The organism is Pedobacter sp. GR22-6, assembly GCF_037402555.1.
Classification (GTDB): Bacteria; Bacteroidota; Bacteroidia; order Sphingobacteriales; family Sphingobacteriaceae; genus Pedobacter.
The window spans coordinates 1,272,327-1,292,138 of the sequence record NZ_JBBEUC010000001.1 but is presented as its reverse complement, the minus strand read 5'-3'; the positions used below and the strand labels follow the sequence as shown (position 1 = coordinate 1,292,138).

At 41.5% G+C, this 19,812-nt stretch carries 22 protein-coding genes; 13 read left to right on the top strand and 9 right to left on the bottom strand.

Going from position 1 to position 19,812, the window contains the following annotated elements:
• Positions 1-8 precede the first annotated feature (8 nt).
• Genes WAE59_RS05945 through WAE59_RS05935 form a run of 3 tightly spaced genes read right to left on the bottom strand, consistent with a single transcriptional unit; the run spans position 9 to position 2,375 of the window.
• A complete protein-coding gene (locus tag WAE59_RS05945) occupies positions 9-611 on the bottom strand; it encodes a hypothetical protein (RefSeq protein ID WP_337855018.1) in 603 nt (200 codons plus the stop codon).
• Entirely contained in the window at positions 612-1,508 is an 897-nt protein-coding gene (locus WAE59_RS05940) for an SMP-30/gluconolactonase/LRE family protein (RefSeq protein WP_337855017.1), read from the bottom strand.
• A 36-nt stretch (positions 1,509-1,544) separates the two neighbouring features.
• Complete coding sequence (locus tag WAE59_RS05935) at positions 1,545-2,375, bottom strand: mechanosensitive ion channel family protein (RefSeq protein ID WP_337855016.1); 831 nt, start codon at positions 2,373-2,375, stop codon at positions 1,545-1,547.
• Between the two features lie 128 nt (positions 2,376-2,503).
• Here WAE59_RS05935 and WAE59_RS05930 point away from each other — a divergent pair, with 128 nt between their 5' ends.
• A complete protein-coding gene (locus WAE59_RS05930) occupies positions 2,504-4,495 on the top strand; it encodes an ATP-binding protein (RefSeq protein ID WP_337855015.1) in 1,992 nt (663 codons plus the stop codon).
• On the opposite strand, the gene WAE59_RS05925 is transcribed toward WAE59_RS05930, so the two are convergent.
• On the bottom strand, positions 4,492-4,962 hold the full coding sequence (locus tag WAE59_RS05925; protein WP_337855014.1) for a low affinity iron permease family protein: 471 nt from the start codon (positions 4,960-4,962) through the stop codon (positions 4,492-4,494). The two genes, WAE59_RS05930 and WAE59_RS05925, sit on opposite strands and share 4 nt — an antisense overlap.
• A 100-nt stretch (positions 4,963-5,062) precedes the next feature.
• Between WAE59_RS05925 and WAE59_RS05920 the strand changes: the two genes are divergently transcribed.
• Entirely contained in the window at positions 5,063-5,446 is a 384-nt protein-coding gene (locus tag WAE59_RS05920) for a hypothetical protein (RefSeq protein WP_337855013.1), read from the top strand.
• Between the two features lie 331 nt (positions 5,447-5,777).
• On the opposite strand, the gene WAE59_RS05915 is transcribed toward WAE59_RS05920, so the two are convergent.
• The 3 genes from WAE59_RS05915 to WAE59_RS05905 are packed head-to-tail and all read right to left on the bottom strand — an operon-like array spanning position 5,778 to position 7,666.
• Positions 5,778-6,431: a YceH family protein gene (locus WAE59_RS05915; protein ID WP_337855012.1), complete on the bottom strand. Its 654-nt coding sequence runs from the start codon at positions 6,429-6,431 to the stop codon at positions 5,778-5,780.
• A 6-nt stretch (positions 6,432-6,437) separates the two neighbouring features.
• Positions 6,438-7,433: an L-glyceraldehyde 3-phosphate reductase gene (gene mgrA / locus WAE59_RS05910; protein WP_337855011.1), complete on the bottom strand. Its 996-nt coding sequence runs from the start codon at positions 7,431-7,433 to the stop codon at positions 6,438-6,440.
• Positions 7,434-7,486: 53 nt separating this feature from the next.
• Positions 7,487-7,666, bottom strand: a complete 180-nt coding sequence (locus WAE59_RS05905) for a histone H1 (protein ID WP_337855010.1) — start codon at positions 7,664-7,666, stop codon at positions 7,487-7,489.
• Between the two features lie 177 nt (positions 7,667-7,843).
• Between WAE59_RS05905 and parS the strand changes: the two genes are divergently transcribed.
• The 3 genes from parS to WAE59_RS05890 all read left to right on the top strand — a co-directional run bounded on the left by parS (position 7,844) and on the right by WAE59_RS05890 (position 9,394).
• Positions 7,844-8,308: a type II RES/Xre toxin-antitoxin system antitoxin gene (gene parS, locus WAE59_RS05900; RefSeq protein ID WP_337855009.1), complete on the top strand. Its 465-nt coding sequence runs from the start codon at positions 7,844-7,846 to the stop codon at positions 8,306-8,308.
• Between the two features lie 2 nt (positions 8,309-8,310).
• Positions 8,311-8,760, top strand: coding sequence for an RES family NAD+ phosphorylase (locus WAE59_RS05895; RefSeq protein ID WP_337855008.1), 450 nt, complete (start codon positions 8,311-8,313; stop codon positions 8,758-8,760).
• A gap of 256 nt (positions 8,761-9,016) precedes the next feature.
• Positions 9,017-9,394 carry a GreA/GreB family elongation factor gene (locus WAE59_RS05890; protein WP_337855007.1) on the top strand — a complete coding sequence of 126 codons (378 nt, stop codon included), beginning with the start codon at positions 9,017-9,019 and terminating at the stop codon, positions 9,392-9,394.
• 2 nt (positions 9,395-9,396) lie between these two features.
• On the opposite strand, the gene WAE59_RS05885 is transcribed toward WAE59_RS05890, so the two are convergent.
• The gene (locus WAE59_RS05885; protein WP_337855006.1) at positions 9,397-10,167 is read right to left on the bottom strand and encodes a queuosine precursor transporter; all 771 of its coding nucleotides are present in this window, start codon (positions 10,165-10,167) and stop codon (positions 9,397-9,399) included.
• Between the two features lie 66 nt (positions 10,168-10,233).
• Here WAE59_RS05885 and WAE59_RS05880 point away from each other — a divergent pair, with 66 nt between their 5' ends.
• From WAE59_RS05880 to WAE59_RS05855, 6 genes are read left to right on the top strand one after another with little or no spacing between them, the layout of a single operon-like run.
• Entirely contained in the window at positions 10,234-11,379 is a 1,146-nt protein-coding gene (locus WAE59_RS05880; RefSeq protein WP_337855005.1) for a methionine aminotransferase, read from the top strand.
• Between the two features lie 22 nt (positions 11,380-11,401).
• Entirely contained in the window at positions 11,402-12,205 is an 804-nt protein-coding gene (locus WAE59_RS05875; RefSeq protein WP_337855004.1) for a nitrilase family protein, read from the top strand.
• Between the two features lie 13 nt (positions 12,206-12,218).
• Positions 12,219-13,253 carry a N(4)-(beta-N-acetylglucosaminyl)-L-asparaginase gene (locus tag WAE59_RS05870; protein ID WP_337855003.1) on the top strand — a complete coding sequence of 345 codons (1,035 nt, stop codon included), beginning with the start codon at positions 12,219-12,221 and terminating at the stop codon, positions 13,251-13,253.
• 14 nt (positions 13,254-13,267) lie between these two features.
• Positions 13,268-13,999, top strand: coding sequence for a copper homeostasis protein CutC (locus WAE59_RS05865; RefSeq protein WP_337855002.1), 732 nt, complete (start codon positions 13,268-13,270; stop codon positions 13,997-13,999).
• A 48-nt stretch (positions 14,000-14,047) separates the two neighbouring features.
• Positions 14,048-15,835 carry a translation elongation factor 4 gene (gene lepA / locus WAE59_RS05860; RefSeq protein ID WP_337855001.1) on the top strand — a complete coding sequence of 596 codons (1,788 nt, stop codon included), beginning with the start codon at positions 14,048-14,050 and terminating at the stop codon, positions 15,833-15,835.
• A 20-nt stretch (positions 15,836-15,855) separates the two neighbouring features.
• A complete protein-coding gene (locus WAE59_RS05855) occupies positions 15,856-16,737 on the top strand; it encodes a bifunctional 5,10-methylenetetrahydrofolate dehydrogenase/5,10-methenyltetrahydrofolate cyclohydrolase (RefSeq protein ID WP_337855000.1) in 882 nt (293 codons plus the stop codon).
• A 29-nt stretch (positions 16,738-16,766) separates the two neighbouring features.
• Here the strand turns inward: WAE59_RS05855 and WAE59_RS05850 are convergent, their stop codons facing one another.
• On the bottom strand, positions 16,767-17,099 hold the full coding sequence (locus WAE59_RS05850; RefSeq protein ID WP_337854999.1) for a Rieske (2Fe-2S) protein: 333 nt from the start codon (positions 17,097-17,099) through the stop codon (positions 16,767-16,769).
• A gap of 112 nt (positions 17,100-17,211) precedes the next feature.
• Between WAE59_RS05850 and WAE59_RS05845 the strand changes: the two genes are divergently transcribed.
• The gene (locus WAE59_RS05845; RefSeq protein ID WP_337854998.1) at positions 17,212-17,835 is read left to right on the top strand and encodes a 7-carboxy-7-deazaguanine synthase QueE; all 624 of its coding nucleotides are present in this window, start codon (positions 17,212-17,214) and stop codon (positions 17,833-17,835) included.
• Between the two features lie 68 nt (positions 17,836-17,903).
• Positions 17,904-19,802, top strand: coding sequence for an OmpA family protein (locus WAE59_RS05840; RefSeq protein ID WP_337854997.1), 1,899 nt, complete (start codon positions 17,904-17,906; stop codon positions 19,800-19,802).
• Positions 19,803-19,812: the final 10 nt, after the last annotated feature.

Below are 19,812 nucleotides of genomic sequence, written 5' to 3'. Positions count from 1 at the left end.
ATTTAAAGCTACCAGCCGAAGCTCAATTTCGTCATAAAGTAGTTTCCTTTGAAACTCGTACTTAAATCATCTCCGAGGTCATAATTCGTTACGTGATATTGAACTTTTAATCTGAGAAATGCATTTTTTGTCACAAAAACACGTATACTGATTCCTGGGCTGACATATAAACTACCTTGATCCACATCATCTTTACCCTCCCTGGGATTAAAATAAGTAGTTTGCCCATAACCCAGACCAGACAATGCTTCTAATGACAGTCGATTAACTGCATATAACTGACGACTGTATTCGAGCCCAATTTGCGCCCCACTATACCATTTACTGCTTACTACACCATTTCTATATTTCAAATTTAATGTCTCTGTTTCGGCAGTATTCCCATAGATGTCAAATGTAAAAGCGTAAGCATTCTTTTCATTGATGTATTCGAAAAACATCCCTCCCATAAAAGGACTGCCCAGAACCTTATTATCTGAGTCTCCAGCCCAGGTGCCAGCATTAAAACCGAAATACACCCCATTTCTATCGAATGTAGATTTTTCCTGCGCGCAGACAGATAGTACAGAAAAGAGTAAGGGACACAGTATGGAAAGCGTTTTAATTATCATCTACTCTACCCCGCTCACATTCATCGCAATACTATATACTGCATCTTTTGCGGTAATGAATAGTTTGCCTTTGTCCCTTCCCCAAAAACAAACATTACTCGCACCTTTAGGCACTTTGATCAGCCCCAAAAGCTGTCCCTTAGGATTATAAATATGTACACCGTCATTTCCGGTCAGGTAAATATTACCTGAAGCATCAATCGTCATCCCATCAGAACCCCGCTTGATCAGCAGTTCCTTGTCCTTTAACGTCCCCCCCTTGCCAATCGTGTACTTGTAAGTCTTGCCTGCTGCGATGTCAGAGATAAATAGGTGCCTGCCATCTGCACTACCGACTATGCCATTGGGTTGTTTAAGACTGTCGGCTACCAAAATGGCTTTTTTACTTCCTTTTGGCAAGTAATACGTATCTTGCGAGGTAAGATCAGGTTTAGTACGCGTCCAGTAAGGCCGTTGGTAATAGGGATCCGTGAGGTAGATACCCCCTTTGGCATCAATCCATAGGTCGTTCGGGCCGTTAAATTGTTTGCCGTTCAGGTTATCTAAAAGAATATTTACTTTCCCTGATCTATTTACCGACCATATCTGTCCATTCTCATCGGCACAGAGGATCAGGTTGCCTTTTTTATCAAAATAAGTACCATTGGCGCGACCAGTTTTTTCCATAAAAACAGTCATTTTACCATCAGTACTGTATTTCCATACTTTGTCATTGGGTTGATCTGTAAAAAATACATTTCCATCACGGTCAGGTGAACACCCTTCTGTAAAGCTAAAACCGGCACCGACCCTTTTGAGGCTATCCTGAACAAATAAATTGGCATTTTCCTGTGCACTTAAACTTAAACCGACAAATAGCAGTGAGCCAGTCATAAAACCGAAAAGCGGAATTCGCATATTGATATTCTTCTAATTAATGAAGACCCAATATAGTTATTTATTTTCAGCTACCTTATCTGGCATTCCAGGAAGTTTAATCCCTGAATTCTTCAAATTGTCCAGCAACTTCTCCTGAAATGCCAGTTTAGCATCTGCAAAGCCATGTGAAGGAAGCCAGATATTGATCAGCACCTTATAGCCGCTTTCCTCCAGCATAGAAATCCCTATCCTTTTTTCGGGAGTTTTAAGGATGTCTTTAGATTCCTCGATGGTCTGTTCTATCACTTTTTTCAGCAGCTGAAGGTCGACACCATAATTGAATTTCATTTCTATATCCAGTCTCCTGCTACCTATGGCACTGATGTTTATAATCACTTCATTTGATAGCTTACTGTTGGGAATGATAACCTTGCGGTTATCAAATGTGGTAACTGTAGTGAAAAAAATCTGTATCGCAGTAACCGTTCCCTCCTGTCCTTGTGCAATAATGTTATCCGATACTTTAAAGGGTTTTAACAATAAGATCAGTACACCGCTGGCAAAGTTCTGCATGGTACCCGACAGCGCCAAACCAGCTGCAACCCCTATAGCTCCAATTAAGGCTGCAAAAATGGTAAGTCCAATCCCAAGTATCTGCATAACGAAGACAATAAGCAACACCCTCAAAACAATGACAGATACACTTAGGAAGAACGGTTTCAGGGAGCTATTTACTTTTTTGTTATGCAATCTCCCTTCCATCCATTTTGAAAAAATCTTTATGAGCCAGAGTCCGACGACCAGCACGAGTATACCCAAGAGCACTGATGGGCCTTTCTCTATTAGCCAGTCATAAAACTTATCGTAAAAATTATCCGCTTTTTCTGCTACTTTAACCTGTTTCATAGCTATTCCAATGATTTCAGTATTTTATTTATTACCTATAAAAATCAACAATAGTTAGCTGGTTAAGGTTTTCAATCTGACGGATAATTTTTAACTTAGGCTATTATCTACTTCTGAAATCACAAAATATGTCTAGTGTTAAACCTGCCCCAAATACTTACCTGCACTACCTGGAAGATGGCGGTGAAATGGGTGAACTGACGCGCTACTATGATTGGTCAAAAAGCGTATTGGGAAGTCCAGAGAATTGGCCGCAAAGCTTGTTAACTACAGTAGGTATCGTTCTGAAGTCGAAATTTCCGATGTTCCTCTGGTGGGGAGGAGAGCTTATCCAGTTTTATAATGACGCTTACAGGCCAAGCCTGGGAAATGGCGGCAAACACCCTGAAGCACTTGGACAACCTGCTGCGGATTGCTGGCCGGAAATATGGCCGGTGATCAAACCGCTGATCGACCAGGTGATGTCGGGCGGAGAATCTGTATGGAGCAAAGATCAATTGATCCCCATTTATAGAAATGGGCAAATGGAAGATGTATACTGGACCTTTGGCTACAGCAGGGTGAACAATGAAGATGGTAAAGCTGGTGGCGTCCTGGTGATTTGTAATGAAACCACAAATGAAGTAAAGACCTACCAGGAAATTGTTCAAACGAAAAACGAACTGGAATTTGCAATAGAAGCTGCGGAATTGGGGACTTGGGACCTTAATCCTGCAACCAATAAATTCATTGGTAATGATACGTTGAAAACATGGTTCGGATTGCCAACTGATGCTGAAATTGAATTGCACAGTGCTATTGAAGTAATATTGGACGCAGACAGACAGCGTGTAACCAATGCCATAGAAAAAGCTATGGATTACCAAACCGGCGGATCATACGACATTTCTTATACCATCATTAACCCATTAAACCCTGCGCCAAGGATGGTAAGAGCCAAAGGAAAGGCACTTTTCAATGACAATAAACAGGCGATTCGATTCAGTGGGATTTTACAGGACATTACCCAGGAAAAAATGGCTGCTCAAAAAGTCGAAGAAAGCAACATCAGATTGGAAAGGGCATATGAACAAACCAGCCTGTCAAAACAAGCGGCCCAACTAGGAACTTTCGATATGGATCTGGAAAAGGGCACTTTGGAATGGGATGAGCGCTGCAGGCTACTCTTTGGAATCAGCCACAAAGATACCGTTTCTTATGAGCGCGACTTTGTCAATGGCCTTCATCCGGAGGACCGAAAAAGGATATTAGAAGAAATCGAAAAAGTGTTTATCAAATCAGTCAGTAATGGCAATTACGATGTCGAATACAGAACAGTTGGTGCCGAAGATCAGGTTTTGCGTTGGGTAAAGGCCAGAGGAAAAGCATATTTCAACAATAATGATAAACCCACACGCTTTATTGGATCGGTGCTGGATATTACTGAACAGAAACTAAATGAGCTCCGCAAAAATGACTTCATTGCCATGGTCAGTCATGAACTTAAAACCCCGCTTACTTCTCTCAAGGCTTATGTACAACTACTCATTCCCCGACTCCGTAAAAATGGTGATGATTTTACAGTTGAGATTCTAGGGAAATCAGACCTGCAGATTAAAAAGATGACGGAAATGATCAACGGCTTTCTGAACATCTCCCGTTTAGATGCTGGTAAGATCCATCTGGATAAAACAGACTTCCTGCTTAACGACCTCATTAAGGAATGCCTGGAGAATTTCGCGTTGACAGTCAGCACCCACCACCTCTATTTTTTACCCTATGAAGAATTAAGGGTAAATGCAGATTATGAAAAGGTCGGCCAGGTGATCAATAATCTGCTGAGCAATGCAGTGAAATATTCGCCAAGGGGAAAGTTAATAGAAATCAGTTGCCGTCAGGAAGGCAAAATGGCTATAGTCAGTGTAAAAGATGAAGGTATGGGAATAAAACCGCAGGATATCGGAAAACTTTTCGAACGCTTTTATCGCGTTGAAAGCAAGCATACGCTGGCGATATCCGGTTTCGGCATCGGTCTTTACCTCTGCTCAGAAATCATACAGATCCATGAGGGTAAAATATGGATCGAAAGCGAAAAAGGAAAAGGTTCTACTTTTTATTTTAGTCTTCCTTTGGCCAACTAGTCTCCTGGTTCTTCCTTTTTTACAGCCACAGCTTTTTTAATCCGGTGGAGATGCACTGCTGCATCTATAGAGTGGGAAGTGTGAATATCGGTATCCGACTCTGCGATATCCGCCAATTTCTGATAATACTTGTGCAATACATCCAGTTCCGCCTCCGTAAGGTCTTCAATGTCGACCATCCTGTTACTCGCATGTTTACTTGCTGCGATCAGTTCATTCAATTTCAATTGTATCGCTTTCGAATCTTTATTTTGCGATTTTTGAATCAGGAAGACCATTAAAAAAGTGATAATCGTTGTTCCTGTATTGATGACCAATTGCCAGGTATCCGAATAATTAAATAAGGGTCCCGTAACGATCCAAATGATTACAATTAAAAATGCGACACCGAAAGCAACAGGACTTCCTGTCCAGTTGGTGATGTCAGTAGATATCTTCTCAAAAAAATTGTGTGACTTACCTTTCATATCCTATATATTTCGAGCTTTAATATAACATTATTAGTGATCATTTGATAGCTTGCTAACAAAATGCCGCTAAAGCTGTTTATCTCTAAAACAAATCGCTATGGATAGTCCCTTTTACTGGATTTTTATATTGGCCATTCCTGTAGCCTGCATTGCCTGGACAGTAACGAAAGAAGAAGTATTCAGGGAGGCACGGGAATTTTGCGTATCAAGATCTAAAGGCTGTAAGACTTTGGCTCAAAGAAAATTTTTTTATTTATTTACGTGTGAATATTGCTTCAGTCATTATGTAACTATCCTGATGTTGATTATTACCAAATATACTTTGTTATATCCCGACTGGCGCGGCTATCTGATTGCAGGCTTTTCACTGGTATGGATTGCCAATGTATATATGAGTTTATACAATCTGATCCGCATAGATTTGAAAAAAGGGAAAATCATAGCAGAAAAAGAGCAACAGGAGCTAGACGCTAAGGGGTAATTAATTGTGGCTGCTGTTTTCCATGATTTCTAATTTTACCCTTGCAACAAACCGTTCATTCAAAAGTTTGCTTTAGCCATAGATATGTCAAATACTGAAAAGCCTGCTTGCTTATCAGTTTTTAGTACTTACTTTTGACCATACCAAACATAAAGTCAGAAATTATGAAAACCATCTTAGCTCTCTTTGCATTTACCCTTACACTTAGCGCGTGTAATTCTAGTGAAAAAATTCAGTTAAGGGCGCCACAAACGGAAACAGCAGAAACAAAAACTACTGCATCCTCAGATACGGTAAAACTAGACAGCACAGCTAGTAATTCTTTGAAGAATTAACCCATTAGCTCTTTCATCAACTGTTCGAAAGCTGTTTTTAATTCAGCAAGTTCCTCCTCTACTTTAGCCAATCTAGACTCCAATTCAGTTGCAGGTTTACTGTAGTGCTCATCTGTCACTTCATCCTGTGTAAGATCTGGTATTCCGCTTAACAAGTGGGTATACCGTGTTTCTTTTTGTCCTGCGCGTTTTGGTAATTGCAGTACATAAGGCATTTCAGGATCTGAAAGCCGTTCTAAAACGCTTTGTACCTCTTCAAGTGATTCAAATTCATACAACCTGCCGGAATTGGTATTCAATTCTCCCGGAGTCTGGGATCCCCTAAGCATCAACAGACACAAAATAGCCACTTCCTGTGGTGTCACCGGAAAAACGATTGCGAAATTGTGTTTGTATTTAATAGCTCTGCTGGAACCACCCGTTGCTGTTGAGATCAATCCTTTTCTCTTGAGAATATCCAGCGTTAGTGTAACGGTTTGCTCGTCATATTGTACCACTGGCTTACGCGAAGTTTTCTGATTGCAGGCAGCTGTGATAGAATTAATTGTCATCGGATAATATTCCGGTGTAGTCTTTGATTTTTCCATCAAAACACCTAATACACGGAGTTCTTCCGCATTTAGTACAGGTAAAGTCTTTGCTTGATCCATGCTGTTTTAGGAATTGGAAAGGATTTGGTTGATCTGATTCAGTTCTGTTTCAGTAAAATGGATATTGTCCAGGCATTTAAGTGAGTCAGCCAGTTGTTCTGGTTTACTCGCACCAACCAATACCGACGTGATCCGCTCATCCCTCAATATCCATGACAAGGCCATATGCGCCAGTTTCTGCCCCCTTGCAGCAGCCATTTCATTTAGTGCCTGCAATTGCAATACCCTTTCGGAGGTAATCTGTTCTTTTTTTAGGAAACCATGTGATTTCGCCGCCCTGGAATCATCCGGAATACCCTTCAGGTATTTATCAGTAAGCATACCCTGCGCCAATGGAGAAAATGGAATACAGCCTACCCCCTCGTTTCCCAGCAGATCCAATAGCCCATCTTCTACCCAGCGTTCATACATGGAATATTTAGGCTGATGAATTAAGCAAGGTGTCCCCAACTCTTTTAAGATGCTGATTGCTTTTGCAGCTTCTTCTGGCCTATAGTTAGAAATCCCTACATATAATGCTTTACCCTGACGAACGATCAGGTCGAGTGCCGCCATAGTTTCTTCTAAAGGCGTTTCCGGATCTGGTCGATGGTGATAAAAAATATCTACGTATTCTAGCTCCATCCTTTTCAGACTTTGATCCAGACTTGATATGAGGTACTTTTTGGAACCCCAGTCCCCATAGGGACCATCCCACATGGTGTAACCTGCTTTGCTGGAAATGATCATTTCATCGCGATAGCCACTGAAGTCGCGTTTCAGGAGTTTACCAAAATTCTCCTCCGCCGATCCTGGAGGCGGACCATAGTTATTTGCAAGGTCAAAATGTGTAATCCCACTGTCGAAGGCCAGCTTAAGAATGTTTGCCGAGTTTTCAAGCTGGTCTACATGACCGAAATTATGCCATAGCCCAAGGGAAACAGCAGGAAGTTTAATTCCACTGTTACCGCAACGGCGGTACTGCATTTGAGTATATCTGGAAGGATTGGGCGTATAAGACATATAGAGGGGGAAATATACGGCGGCGCTAATTCCGCCGCCGATACTTTAGAATACTATTTACTTGCGTTTTTTTTCTCTGTTACTTCGGTGCGGATTTCTTGCGCCAGGTTTTTTAGGTCTTGCATCGCCTTACGCACCCTTGTTCCTGCTGCACTGTTACCTGCATTGTAGAACTTTTCGATATCAGCCTCAACAGCAGCCAATAATTCTTTAACTTTTGAAAATTTTTCCATCTTGTTTAATCTTAATTTTACGGAAAAGCACCTGCTATTCCATTTTGTTTGAGTTATGGCTCAAATATATATTTTTTTGGAAATAATTGCGCAGAAAGTAGCACAGGGCATAAGAAAGAAAAAATTCTAGAAATAAAAGAAATTTTTCCTATATTTGATTTAAGAAATAAAAGCATCATGGCCAGCACACCTAAATCCTATAAAACAAATACAAAGGTTTCGGTAGTTTCCGAGAACGCATTGATTGCACCCTACCAATCTTTATACGGTAACCCCATCAGCGTATTGACCAATTCTAAAAATGGTCTGTCTGCCAAAGCTGCTTTAGATTTTCTTCACTTATCCGGATTCAGCAAGGAAGAATTTCAGGATACCTTTAAAACGAATGTAAAAACGATTCAGAACTATGTATCCAGTTCTTCAAAACTGGATGCTGCTTTAAGCGAGAAGCTGTTAAAATCTTTCTCTCTGTTCGACAAGGGCATATCTTTATTTGGCTCGGCCAAATTGTTTCATCAATGGCTCAATATGCCTGCGTATGGCTTAGGTAATCAAATTCCTTTCGACCTGATGGATACCATCACAGGGATTACGCTGATCGAAGAAGAATTAGTCAGAATTGAATACGGCGATCTGGCCTAATTATGCAGGTATTCCGCATTGCATTGGCAAGATACGCCAGCACACTAATCGCTTCTGGAAGAGCAGCGAGATGGAATCCCAATGACGTGGAAATGATTTATACAGCTGGTTCACGATCGTTAGCCTGTCTCGAAAATGTAGTACACCGGAATCAGGTTGGGCTCAACCAGGCCTTTCAGGTAATGACCATAGCCATACCTGATGACATCAGGATCATAAGCGTTGATCTGAAAAAATTGCCGGTCGACTGGATCAATTATGAAAATATTCCACTGACCCAACAACTGGGAGAAAACTGGATTCAGGAATCGAAATCAGCAGTCCTTAAAGTACCTTCATCGATTATCATGGCAGAATACAATTATTTGATCAATCCACTCCATCCAGATTTCAAATCCATAAAGCTCTTAAAATCAGAAAGCTTCGTATTTGACAGGAGAATTAAAAGCTGATTTGTTTTGAAATATTGAAAAAGCTCACGAGATTAGCAGTAATGAGAACCCATAGAGATACACATCCAATCGGATTTACTTCCCAAATCACTAGTAAGGACTTTATCAATTAAGCCCCGGATCACTCATTCATTTCGATTCAGGGGCCTTTGATCTCCTGATCATTCTTCAATTAATCTATTATTTCATTTACTAAAAGCAGGCTGCAATCGTTATTGCCCGTCTTGTTTTTTCAAACTATTTAATTTCTATTATTATGGAAACAAAACCATTATCATTATCAAAAAACGATTTTCAACTTTTAAAAGATCATTTAGAGAAATCCAATATGAGCCCGTACAACAAAGAAAAACTGGCCGCAGAACTCAGGGAGGCCTCTATTTTTTCTGAAGAAGAGTTACCCGACGATGTAGTCTGCTTAAAATCACATACCCGCATCTCTAATGTTAAAACCGGACAGGAATTTACTTTTACGCTGGTCATGCCAGAAGAAGCGAATATCAAAGTGGGTAAAGTCTCTGTATTTGCGCCCATCGGAATCGCACTGTTTGGTTACAGGACCGGCGACCGGATTCAATGGGAAATGCCGGATGGAATCCAGGAATTCGAAATCCTTTCCGTCAGCAGACCGTAGGCCTAGCCCCTACCGGCCATTTTAATCATACGCTGGGCCAGATCTTTGCCGAGGTAGCCGTCAATCAGACCATGTACAACATACAATATAGGTGTCATTAATATAGCGACGATGAATTTATAGGTATAGTTGACAAGACCTATAGCGGCTACCATCTGCCAACTCCAATGGTATTGGGGATTGAGATAAAAGGCAATAAAAATAACGACAAAACTATCGATACATTGAGAAACCAACGTAGATCCTGTAGCGCGAAGCCACAAAGCCTTGTCGCCGGTAATTTTCTTTATCTTGTGAAAAATAAGCACATCTGCAATTTGTCCGACCAGGAAAGCAACAATAGAACCTACAATGATCCACATTCCCTGACCAAAGATTCCGGCAAAGGCATTATTCATATTGATGGTTTCACCATTGACTTCCTGTTTAACCCAGAAATCAGATGGACTCAGGTGCATGGCTGCTCCTACAATAACAAAAGCGTAAGCGATGAGGACAGCCGTAAGAATGGAAAGAAAACGCACTTGTCTAACCCCAAAATATTCATTGATGATGTCTGTCATGATGAAAATGAGCGGCCAGGTCAATACCCCGGCAGACATGTTAAAGGACAGGTTGGGTACACCAAGAAGATTAATGTCAAATTGCTTAATCCCGAGCGTACCTTCTACTGTAAAAATCTTCACCCCAATAAATTCAGAAAGAATGGCATTGGCGACGAAAAAACTGCCTAAAATGAGCATCAGCCTGCTCTCTTTTGTCTTAAAACTCATAGCAGGTTGAAATTATTAAATAATTCCGATATAAGAGGATAAATATTATTTCTATTTTCGCTTAACATGATATCTATACAATCCAAATTACCAGGAGTGGGCACCACCATTTTTTCGGTGATGTCTAAGCTGGCTGAAGAATACAAAGCCATTAATCTTTCTCAGGGATTTCCTGATTACGCTTGTGATGAAAAATTGATCAATAAGGTTACAGAAGCCATGAAATCTGGCTTTAACCAGTACGCACCTATGCCTGGATTAACCGAATTACGGGAATTGATTGCCGAAAAAGCTGAAAAGTTATACGCTGCAACCTACAACCCCGATACAGAAGTGACCATCACTGCCGGAGGTACACAGGCTATTTTTACTGCCCTCACCTCCTGCATCAGTCAGGGAGATGAGGTTATTATTTTCGAACCGGCTTATGACTGCTATGCCCCGGCAATTAAACTGCTGGGCGGACTGGTGAAACCTTATGAATTAAGTCCTCCGGATTATGAGATCGACTGGGAGATGGTCAAGAAATTATTTACAGCAAATACCAAAATGATCATCCTGAACAGTCCTCAAAATCCAACAGGATGCATCCTCTCTGAAAAAGACATCAAGGCCTTGATCAAACTGACCAAAAATACAGATATATTAATCCTGAGTGACGAGGTTTATGAACACATCGTGTTTGACGACAAGAAACACCATAGCGTGGCACTATATCCTGAATTGCGGGAAAGGAGCTTCATTGTTGCCTCCTTTGGAAAATTATTACACACAACGGGCTGGAAGCTGGGCTATTGTCTTGCACCTGAAAACCTAATGAAAGAGTTCCGGAAAATTCATCAGTTTAATGTATTCAGTGTAAACACCCCAATGCAGGTGGGTATCACCAATTACTTAAAAGACCCTGATACCTATCTAGGGCTTTCGGAGTTTTTCAAACAAAAGCGGGATTTATTCCGCGGCCTGCTGACAGAAACCAGGTTTAAACTCTTACCTTGTCATGGATCTTACTTTCAATGTGTGGGTTATGAGCATTTAAGCTCAGAAAAAGATACGGATATGGCCATTCGGCTCATTAAAGAATACGGTGTAGCCAGTATCCCTGTTTCTGCGTTTTATACCCGTAATACGGATCATCAAATCTTAAGGTTTTGTTTCGCTAAAAAGCAAGAAACTCTGGAAAAAGCCGTTGAAAGACTAATGAAATTATAAGTTGTATCTTTAAATCATGACCATGGAGCATCCCACTTACCTCAATATCCCAAACCTGAAAATCACCATCTTCCAGGCTTATTTATTTTGGGAAAATACAGATAAGAACCTGCAGAATCTTACCCTCAGATTGTCAATGGGAATAAAAGAGAAAACAGACCTGATCATTCTTCCTGAAATGTTCAATACCGGCTTCAGTATGAATGCGGAAACTCTGGCGGAAGAAATGGATGGAAAAACTATGAATTGGATGAAAGGAATGGCCGATCAATACGAATGTGTGGTAACTGGCTCCCTGATCATCCGGGAAAATGAAGCTTACTACAACAGGTTGATCTGGATGTTGCCTGACGGTACGTTCAGTTACTACGACAAACGACATCTTTTTGGTCTGGGTGGAGAAGACAAAACCTACACTCCGGGAAAAGACAAGGTAATTGTCGAGTTAAAAGGCTGGAAAATCCGTTTGGCCATTTGTTACGATCTCCGTTTTCCAGTATGGCTCCGTAATCAAAATGAAGAATATGACATTTTATTACTCATCGCAAGCTGGCCGGATAAGCGCTCCGCACATTGGAATGCGCTAATACCAGCCAGGGCAATTGAAAACCAAAGTTACGTCATTGCAGCAAACCGTGTGGGTCATGATGGCAATGAAATTTACCATAGCGGTCATTCCCAATGCATTGATCCCCAAGGCAAGACTGTTTATTATAAACCTGAAGATGAGGACCTCTATACCTTTAGCATCAATTACGAAGAACTGGTGAAAACAAGAAGAATTTTCCCGTTCCTAAAAGATGCAGACCGCTTTGAAATCATTTAATATCCATATATCCATGCTTAACCGTAGGAAATTCCTAAAAGCAACTGCCGCGTCAGCATCTCTGCTCGCTATTGGCACAGAAAATGTGCTGGGCGAAATCAATATTACCGCTCCAAATCCAGTGAAACCTATTGTAATTTCCACCTGGGATTTTGGAATTGCTGCAAACCAGGCAGCCTGGAAAGTTCTTGCCAGTGGAGGACGTGCACTTGATGCAGTTGAGCAGGGCGTCCACGTACCTGAGGCAGACCCCAAGAATCAGTCAGTAGGTTATGGTGGGCTCCCCGATCGCGATGGTCACGTAACTCTGGATGCCTGTATCATGGATGAACTTGGCAATTGCGGATCTGTAGCCGGATTGGAGCACATCAAGCATCCCATTTCTGTAGCACGACTGGTAATGGAAAAAACACCTCATGTGATGCTTGTTGGCGAAGGTGCATTGCAGTTTGCACTGGAAAATGGCTTTAAAAAGGAAAACCTTTTGACTAAGGAAAGTGAAAAAGCATGGAAAGAATGGCTGAAAACGGCCAAATATGCACCAGTGATGAATATAGAAAACAAACTGTATCAAAAGGCTGCACCAACAAAATTGCCGGGCAATCAATATAATCACGATACCATTGGTATGTTGGCTATTGACAGCAAAGGCAACATCTCCGGAGCCTGTACAACCAGTGGCATGGCTTATAAATTACATGGCCGTGTTGGCGATAGTCCGATCATCGGAGCGGGTCTATATGTAGACAATGAAGTAGGTGGTGCGACCTCTACCGGTGTAGGTGAAGAAGTGATCAGAAATGTGGGAAGTTTTTTGGTTGTAGAATTAATGAGACAAGGCTATGCGCCTGAAGCAGCTTGCAAAGAAGCTGTGATGCGGATCATTAAGAAAAAGCCAGAAATCGCAAAAACGATCCAGGTAGGCTTCCTTGCCCTGAATAAAAAAGGTGAATATGGTGCTTATGCCATTCAGCAAGGCTTCAGTTACGCCGTCTGTACAGCGGAGAAAAGTGACCTGTTAGTTCCTGGAAAAAGCTATTACAGTTAATGCTTATGGTGAATATGGAAGTTTGCGCAAACTCTGTCAGTTCTGCACTGGCAGCTGAAGCAGGTGGTGCTATAAGGGTAGAACTGTGCGACAATTTACCGGAAGGTGGTACAACACCCAGCTACGCGCAAATCAAGCTCGCAAAAAAATTGTTGAAAATTAAAGTATATCCAATCATCCGCCCAAGAGGTGGGGACTTCCTCTATTCTGATGTCGAATTCGAACTGATGAAAGAAGATATCATGATATGCCGTTCATTGAACTGTGATGGCATCGTAATCGGAATTTTAAAAAGTGATGGCAGCATCGATGTAAAAAGATGCCGTGAACTGGTTGAACTCGCGGGACCAATGGGCGTAACCTTCCACCGTGCCTTCGACATGTGTAGCAGCCTTGAACGAGGTCTGGAAGATATCATAGGCATTGGTTGTGAACGCGTCCTGACTTCAGGTGCAGAAGCTTCTGCCGTACAAGGTGCCTCAGTGATCCGCACGCTCATAAATCAAGCAGCTGGACGCATTACTATAATGCCGGGAGCTGGCATTTCAATAAAAAATATTGAATCACTGATTTATGCCACTGGCGCTAAAGAATTCCATGCATCCGCCAGAAGCAGCGTCGACAGTGGAATGCAATTTAGAAACCAAAGCTTAGCTATGGGTGCTGAAAGTGATGAATTTAGCTACAGCCTGACCAATACAGAGACAGTCAAAAAATTAATTGAGCTCTCCAACCAGGTTCAATAAAATACCCATAAAATAATTGACTCAAAAAATCTTATATTTGCGCCACTGATGAAGCATATACGTAATTTCTGCATAATTGCACATATTGACCACGGGAAAAGCACACTTGCTGACCGTTTACTAGAATACACCAAAACCATTAGTCAGCGCGAGGCTCAGGCCCAATTGCTGGACAACATGGATCTGGAGCGTGAACGTGGCATTACCATAAAAAGTCATGCCATACAAATGAATTACAAAGTTGGAGAAATTGAATACAATTTCAACCTGATCGATACTCCCGGACACGTGGATTTTTCTTATGAGGTTTCGCGCTCTATCGCAGCCTGCGAGGGTGCCTTGCTGATTGTTGATGCTTCACAGGGAATACAAGCTCAAACCATATCCAACCTTTATCTTGCATTGGAGCATGATCTCGAAATCATTCCGATCTTAAATAAGATGGACCTGCCCGGTGCGATGCCAGAGGAAGTTAAAGATCAGATCATAGACCTGATCGGCTGTGAACGTGAAGACATCATCCCTGCATCCGGAAAAACCGGAATGGGCATCCCTGACATCATACAAGCCATCGTAGACCGTGTACCGGCGCCTGTTGGTGATCCTGAAGCGCCTTTACAAGCTTTAATTTTTGACTCCGTATTTAATCCTTTCCGTGGAATTATCGCTTATTATAAAGTCGTAAACGGTGAAATCAAAAAAGGTGACAAAGTAAAATTCATCAATACTGGAAAACAGTACTTGGCAGACGAAGTGGGTATCCTTAAATTGGATATGTCACCCCGAACTGTAGTCAAAACCGGTGATGTGGGGTATATCATTTCCGGGATCAAAGAAGCCCGTGAGGTTAAAGTTGGGGATACCATTACAACTGTAGACAGACCTTCATTGGATTCTATTCAGGGTTTTGAAGAGGTAAAGCCTATGGTTTTCGCAGGTATCTACCCGGTAGATACAGATGAGTTTGAAGAATTGCGCGAGGCCATGCACAAACTGCAATTGAATGATGCATCCATCGTTTTTGAACCTGAAAGTTCCGCCGCGTTAGGCTTTGGTTTCCGCTGCGGGTTCCTGGGCATGTTGCACATGGAAATTATCCAGGAGCGTTTGGAACGTGAATTCGACATGACAGTAATTACTACTGTGCCCAACGTATCCTATATTGCTAAAACCACCAGGGGTGTGGAAGTAATCGTAAATAACCCATCAGATCTGCCTGATCCAAGTAAACTGGATTCTGTAGAAGAGCCGTTCATCAAGGCAAATATCATTACCAAAGCAGAATTTGTTGGCCCGGTAATGTCACTTTGTATCCAGAAAAGAGGAACTATCGTCAATCAGTCTTATTTGACTTCTGATCGTGTAGAACTTGTATTTGAGATGCCTATGGGTGAAATTGTTTTCGATTTCTATGATAAGCTCAAAACAATATCCAAAGGTTATGCTTCATTTGATTACCATCAGGTTGGCTACCGTAAATCAGATCTCGTGAGGTTAGATATGCTCCTGAATGAAGAACCTGTCGATGCCTTGTCTTCACTGATCCACCGCAGCAATGCTTACGATTTCGGTAAAAAGATCTGCGAGAAATTGAGGGAATTAATTCCCCGTCAGCAATTTGAGATCAAGATTCAGGCATCCATCGGCGCAAAAGTAATTGCACGCGAAACCTTGAGTGCCTTAAGAAAGGATGTAACAGCCAAGTGTTACGGCGGTGACATTTCGCGTAAGCGTAAATTGTTGGAAAAACAAAAACAAGGTAAGAAACGTATGCGTCAGGTAGGTAATGTGGAAATTCCGCAAACGGCTTTCATGGCAGTATTAAAACTAGACTAAACCAAAAATATATTCATTACATGCAGTTACTAGACGGCAAATACGTATCGGAAAAAATAAAACAGGACATCGCTGTTGAGGCAGCAGATTTTTTGGCCACGAGTGGTCGTAAACCACATTTAGTTGCAATTTTAGTAGGCAATGATGGTGGCAGTGAAACCTATGTTGCCAGTAAAATGAAAAACTGTGAGAAAGTTGGGTTTCAATCTTCTTTGGTTCGCTATGATGTAACCGTAACTGAGGAAGAATTGCTTCAAAAGGTTAAGGAAATCAATCAGGATGCGGGCGTAGACGGGCTAATTGTTCAATTGCCACTTCCGAAGCACATTGACCCGGAGAAAGTGACAGAAGCCATTGACCACCGCAAAGATGTAGACGGTTTTCATCCGGTAAACCTGGGTAGAATGATGCGCAATTTACCTTGCTTTATCCCTGCAACTCCTTATGGCATTATGCTGATGTTGGAAGCTTACAATATTGACACCCTTGGCAAACACTGCGTAGTGGTAGGTAGAAGTAATATTGTAGGTAGCCCTATGAGCATTCTAATGGCACGCAACGCTAATCCCGGAAACTGTACAGTGAGCCTGACGCATAGTCGTACTGCTAATTTGAAAGAAATCACTTTACAGGGCGATATCGTCATTGCCGCTATCGGCAAAAAGAACTTCATTACTGCAGATATGGTGAAACCTGGTGCCATTATTATCGACGTGGGCATGAACAGAGAAACTTCTGCAGTAACCAAATCCGGTTACAAGCTTTATGGCGATGTTGACTTTGAAAATGTAGCTCCAAAGGCATCCTGGATTACCCCGGTACCAGGTGGTGTAGGCCTCATGACCATCATCGGCTTGTTAAAAAATACACTGGCTTCTGCTAAAAAAGAAATTTATTCATAACTTTTTTGTTCAGGAAATAGAACTTAAATCTATTTCCTGAACAGTTTTTTGATCCAGCTCTCCCTGAATCCCACGTAAATTCCATCTTCCCTGGTTTCTATAGGATAGATATCGATATAATCTCCCTGCCCTGCCGCTCCCCTGCCATTTTCCAAATTATATTCCCAACGATGGATCGGACAAACTAAATGACCATTTCTGCACCATCCACCGCTCAATATACCTCCAGCATGCGGACAACTATTTTGCACCACAAACAAGCGCTCCCGATGTCTCAACAAACAAAGCTTCTTTCCATTAATCTGAATTTGCTTTACAAAATCCTGCTCGGGAATATCCGTTTCTATTTTATGCCAATTCATGATCTAAAATTTAGAAATGAGCTGTCTTTTTCACGAACAAGTCATATGCCTGAGTCAAGATACATATAATCCCAATTACGCAAATATTTTATTTACCTTTGCAGCCTTAAATATGGCACATCAAATTCCAGAAGACGGCACCTTACTTCCTTTGATGGAAGAATTCTATACAATACAGGGCGAAGGTTTTAATACCGGCAAAGCTGCATATTTCATCCGCCTTGGCGGATGTGATGTAGGATGTCACTGGTGCGATGTTAAGGAAAGTTGGGATGCGGAATTACATCCCCTGACCCATGCTGACGATATTGTTGCCAAAGCAGATACTTTTCCTGGAAAAGCAGTTGTCATTACCGGAGGTGAGCCCTTAATTTACAACCTCGATTACCTGACCAGCAAATTACAGGAGCGAAATATCCTTACTTTCATTGAAACCTCTGGTGCCTATCCCCTTTCTGGAAAATGGGACTGGATCTGCTTGTCTCCCAAAAAGTTCAAAGCACCACGGCCAGACATCACGCCTTTTGCAAACGAACTAAAAGTCATTGTGTTCAATAAAAGCGATTTTGAATGGGCAGAAAAATATGCTGAAACCGTTTCAGAAAGCTGTAAACTTTACTTACAGCCTGAATGGTCAAAATCAAAGGAAATTACCCCCTTGATCATCGATTATGTGATGGCCAATCCAAAATGGGAAATTTCCTTACAAACGCATAAATACCTCAACATTCCTTAGTTCAGTCCGTACATTTGCATTTTATCAGCTAATTGCAGTATATTTAGTTGGTTCCTAACAGAGGCAACATGAGAAAACTATTGCTTTTATTTTTGCTACATATGAGTTTTCAGCAAATTAATGCTCAGACTAGTGATGTAAAAAAAGCGCAACTCAGCTTCAATAAAGCACAGATTTTCTTAAAAAACAACGAATATGACCAGGCAGTGCTGGCGTTGAAAGAGGCAACCTCAGCTGATCCCAATTTTGGCTATGCCTTGTTGCAATTGGGCGATATCAGTAGGAAACTTAAAGCTTATGATGATGCTAAAACAGCGTACAGCCACATCTTAAAATTGCAAAAGGAGATCGATCCCAGAACCTACTATGGATTGGCTGAATCGGAAATCATGACAGGTGATTATCAAAATGCGCTCAAGCACATTCAATCGTTCATTAAGCAATATAAAGGTAACGATGAAGAATTTTTGACAAGAGCGAAAAAATATTACCAGGATTGCTTATTTGCCGTCGAAGCCATCAAATCTCCCCTGCCATTTGAACCTGTCAATCTCGGAAAAGAGATCAATTCAGTTTATCGTGATTACTTTCCATCGCTTACGGCTGATGGGGAGCAATTGATCTTCAGCAGGAATATCAATGGTAACGAAGACTTTTACATTTCCAAAAAGTCAGGTAACCTATGGGGCAACCCTACTCCACTCAGTGAACAGATCAATACCAAGCAATACAATGAAGGGGCGCAATCGCTTTCTCCCGATGGAATGTATTTATTTTTCACTGGTTGTAACCGTCCTGATGGACTCGGACGATGCGACATTTACGTGAGCCATAAAGAAGGTAAAAACTGGGCTGCCCCCTTCAATCTAGGAGCACCGATAAATACCGAATACTGGGAATCCCAACCCTCAATAAGCCCAGATGGCAGCACGCTGTATTTCGTAAGCAATAGGCCAGGTGGCAAGGGAGGTTATGATATATGGAAGAGTAAATTAAAGGATGATGGATACTGGGGAACTCCGGAAAATCTCGGACCCGATATAAATACCGCCTACGACGAACATACCCCCTTTATCCATCCGGACGGCACAACATTATATTTCTCCTCAGATGGCTGGCCTGGCTTGGGCAGCAAGGATATTTTTCTAAGCCGTATGGATGAAAAGGGAAAATGGACAAAACCTGAAAACCTGGGTTATCCAATTAATACGTTTAACGAAGAAACCGGTTTAATTGTAAGTCCTGATGGAACGGAAGGCTTATTTTCCTCCAATCTGAAAGGTGGTTTTGGCGATATGGACATCTATCAATTTAAGATGCCAGAAGACAAAAAGCCAAAATCAATCACCTATGTAAAAGGTCTGGTTAGAGACAAAGAAACTAAAGCATTTTTAGAAGCCAATGTTCAGGTAATAGATCTAAAAAGCAAGCAAGTTATGTACAGCGACTATACGGCGAAGGAAACGGGCGACTTCCTTGCGGTTATGCCTCTAGGTGGAAATTATGCCTTTCATGTAAATGCAGATGGGTATTTATTCTATTCTGAAAACTATGAACTTGGAAATATCTATACCAATAAACCTTTCCTATTGGAAATCGACTTGAAAAGGCTGAAGGTAGGCACCAATCTGATCTTGAAAAACATTTTCTTCAACACCAATGAACATAAGCTTCTTCCAGCCTCCTACGTAGAACTTGAAACATTAATAGACTTATTGAGAAGTAATCCTAAAATACATGTTGAAATTCAAGGACATACCGACAACATCGGTGATGACATGAGTAATAGGAAACTTTCATTGGATCGTTCAAAAGCAGTGTATGATTACCTGGTTAGCAGCAAAATCCCGGCAGAACGCCTATCCTACAAAGGCTATGGAGAAAGCAAACCCATTGCTCCCAATGATACGGAGAATAACAGGAAACTCAATAGGCGAACATCTTTCGTGATTACGAAAATCCAATAAGAAAAGCGGT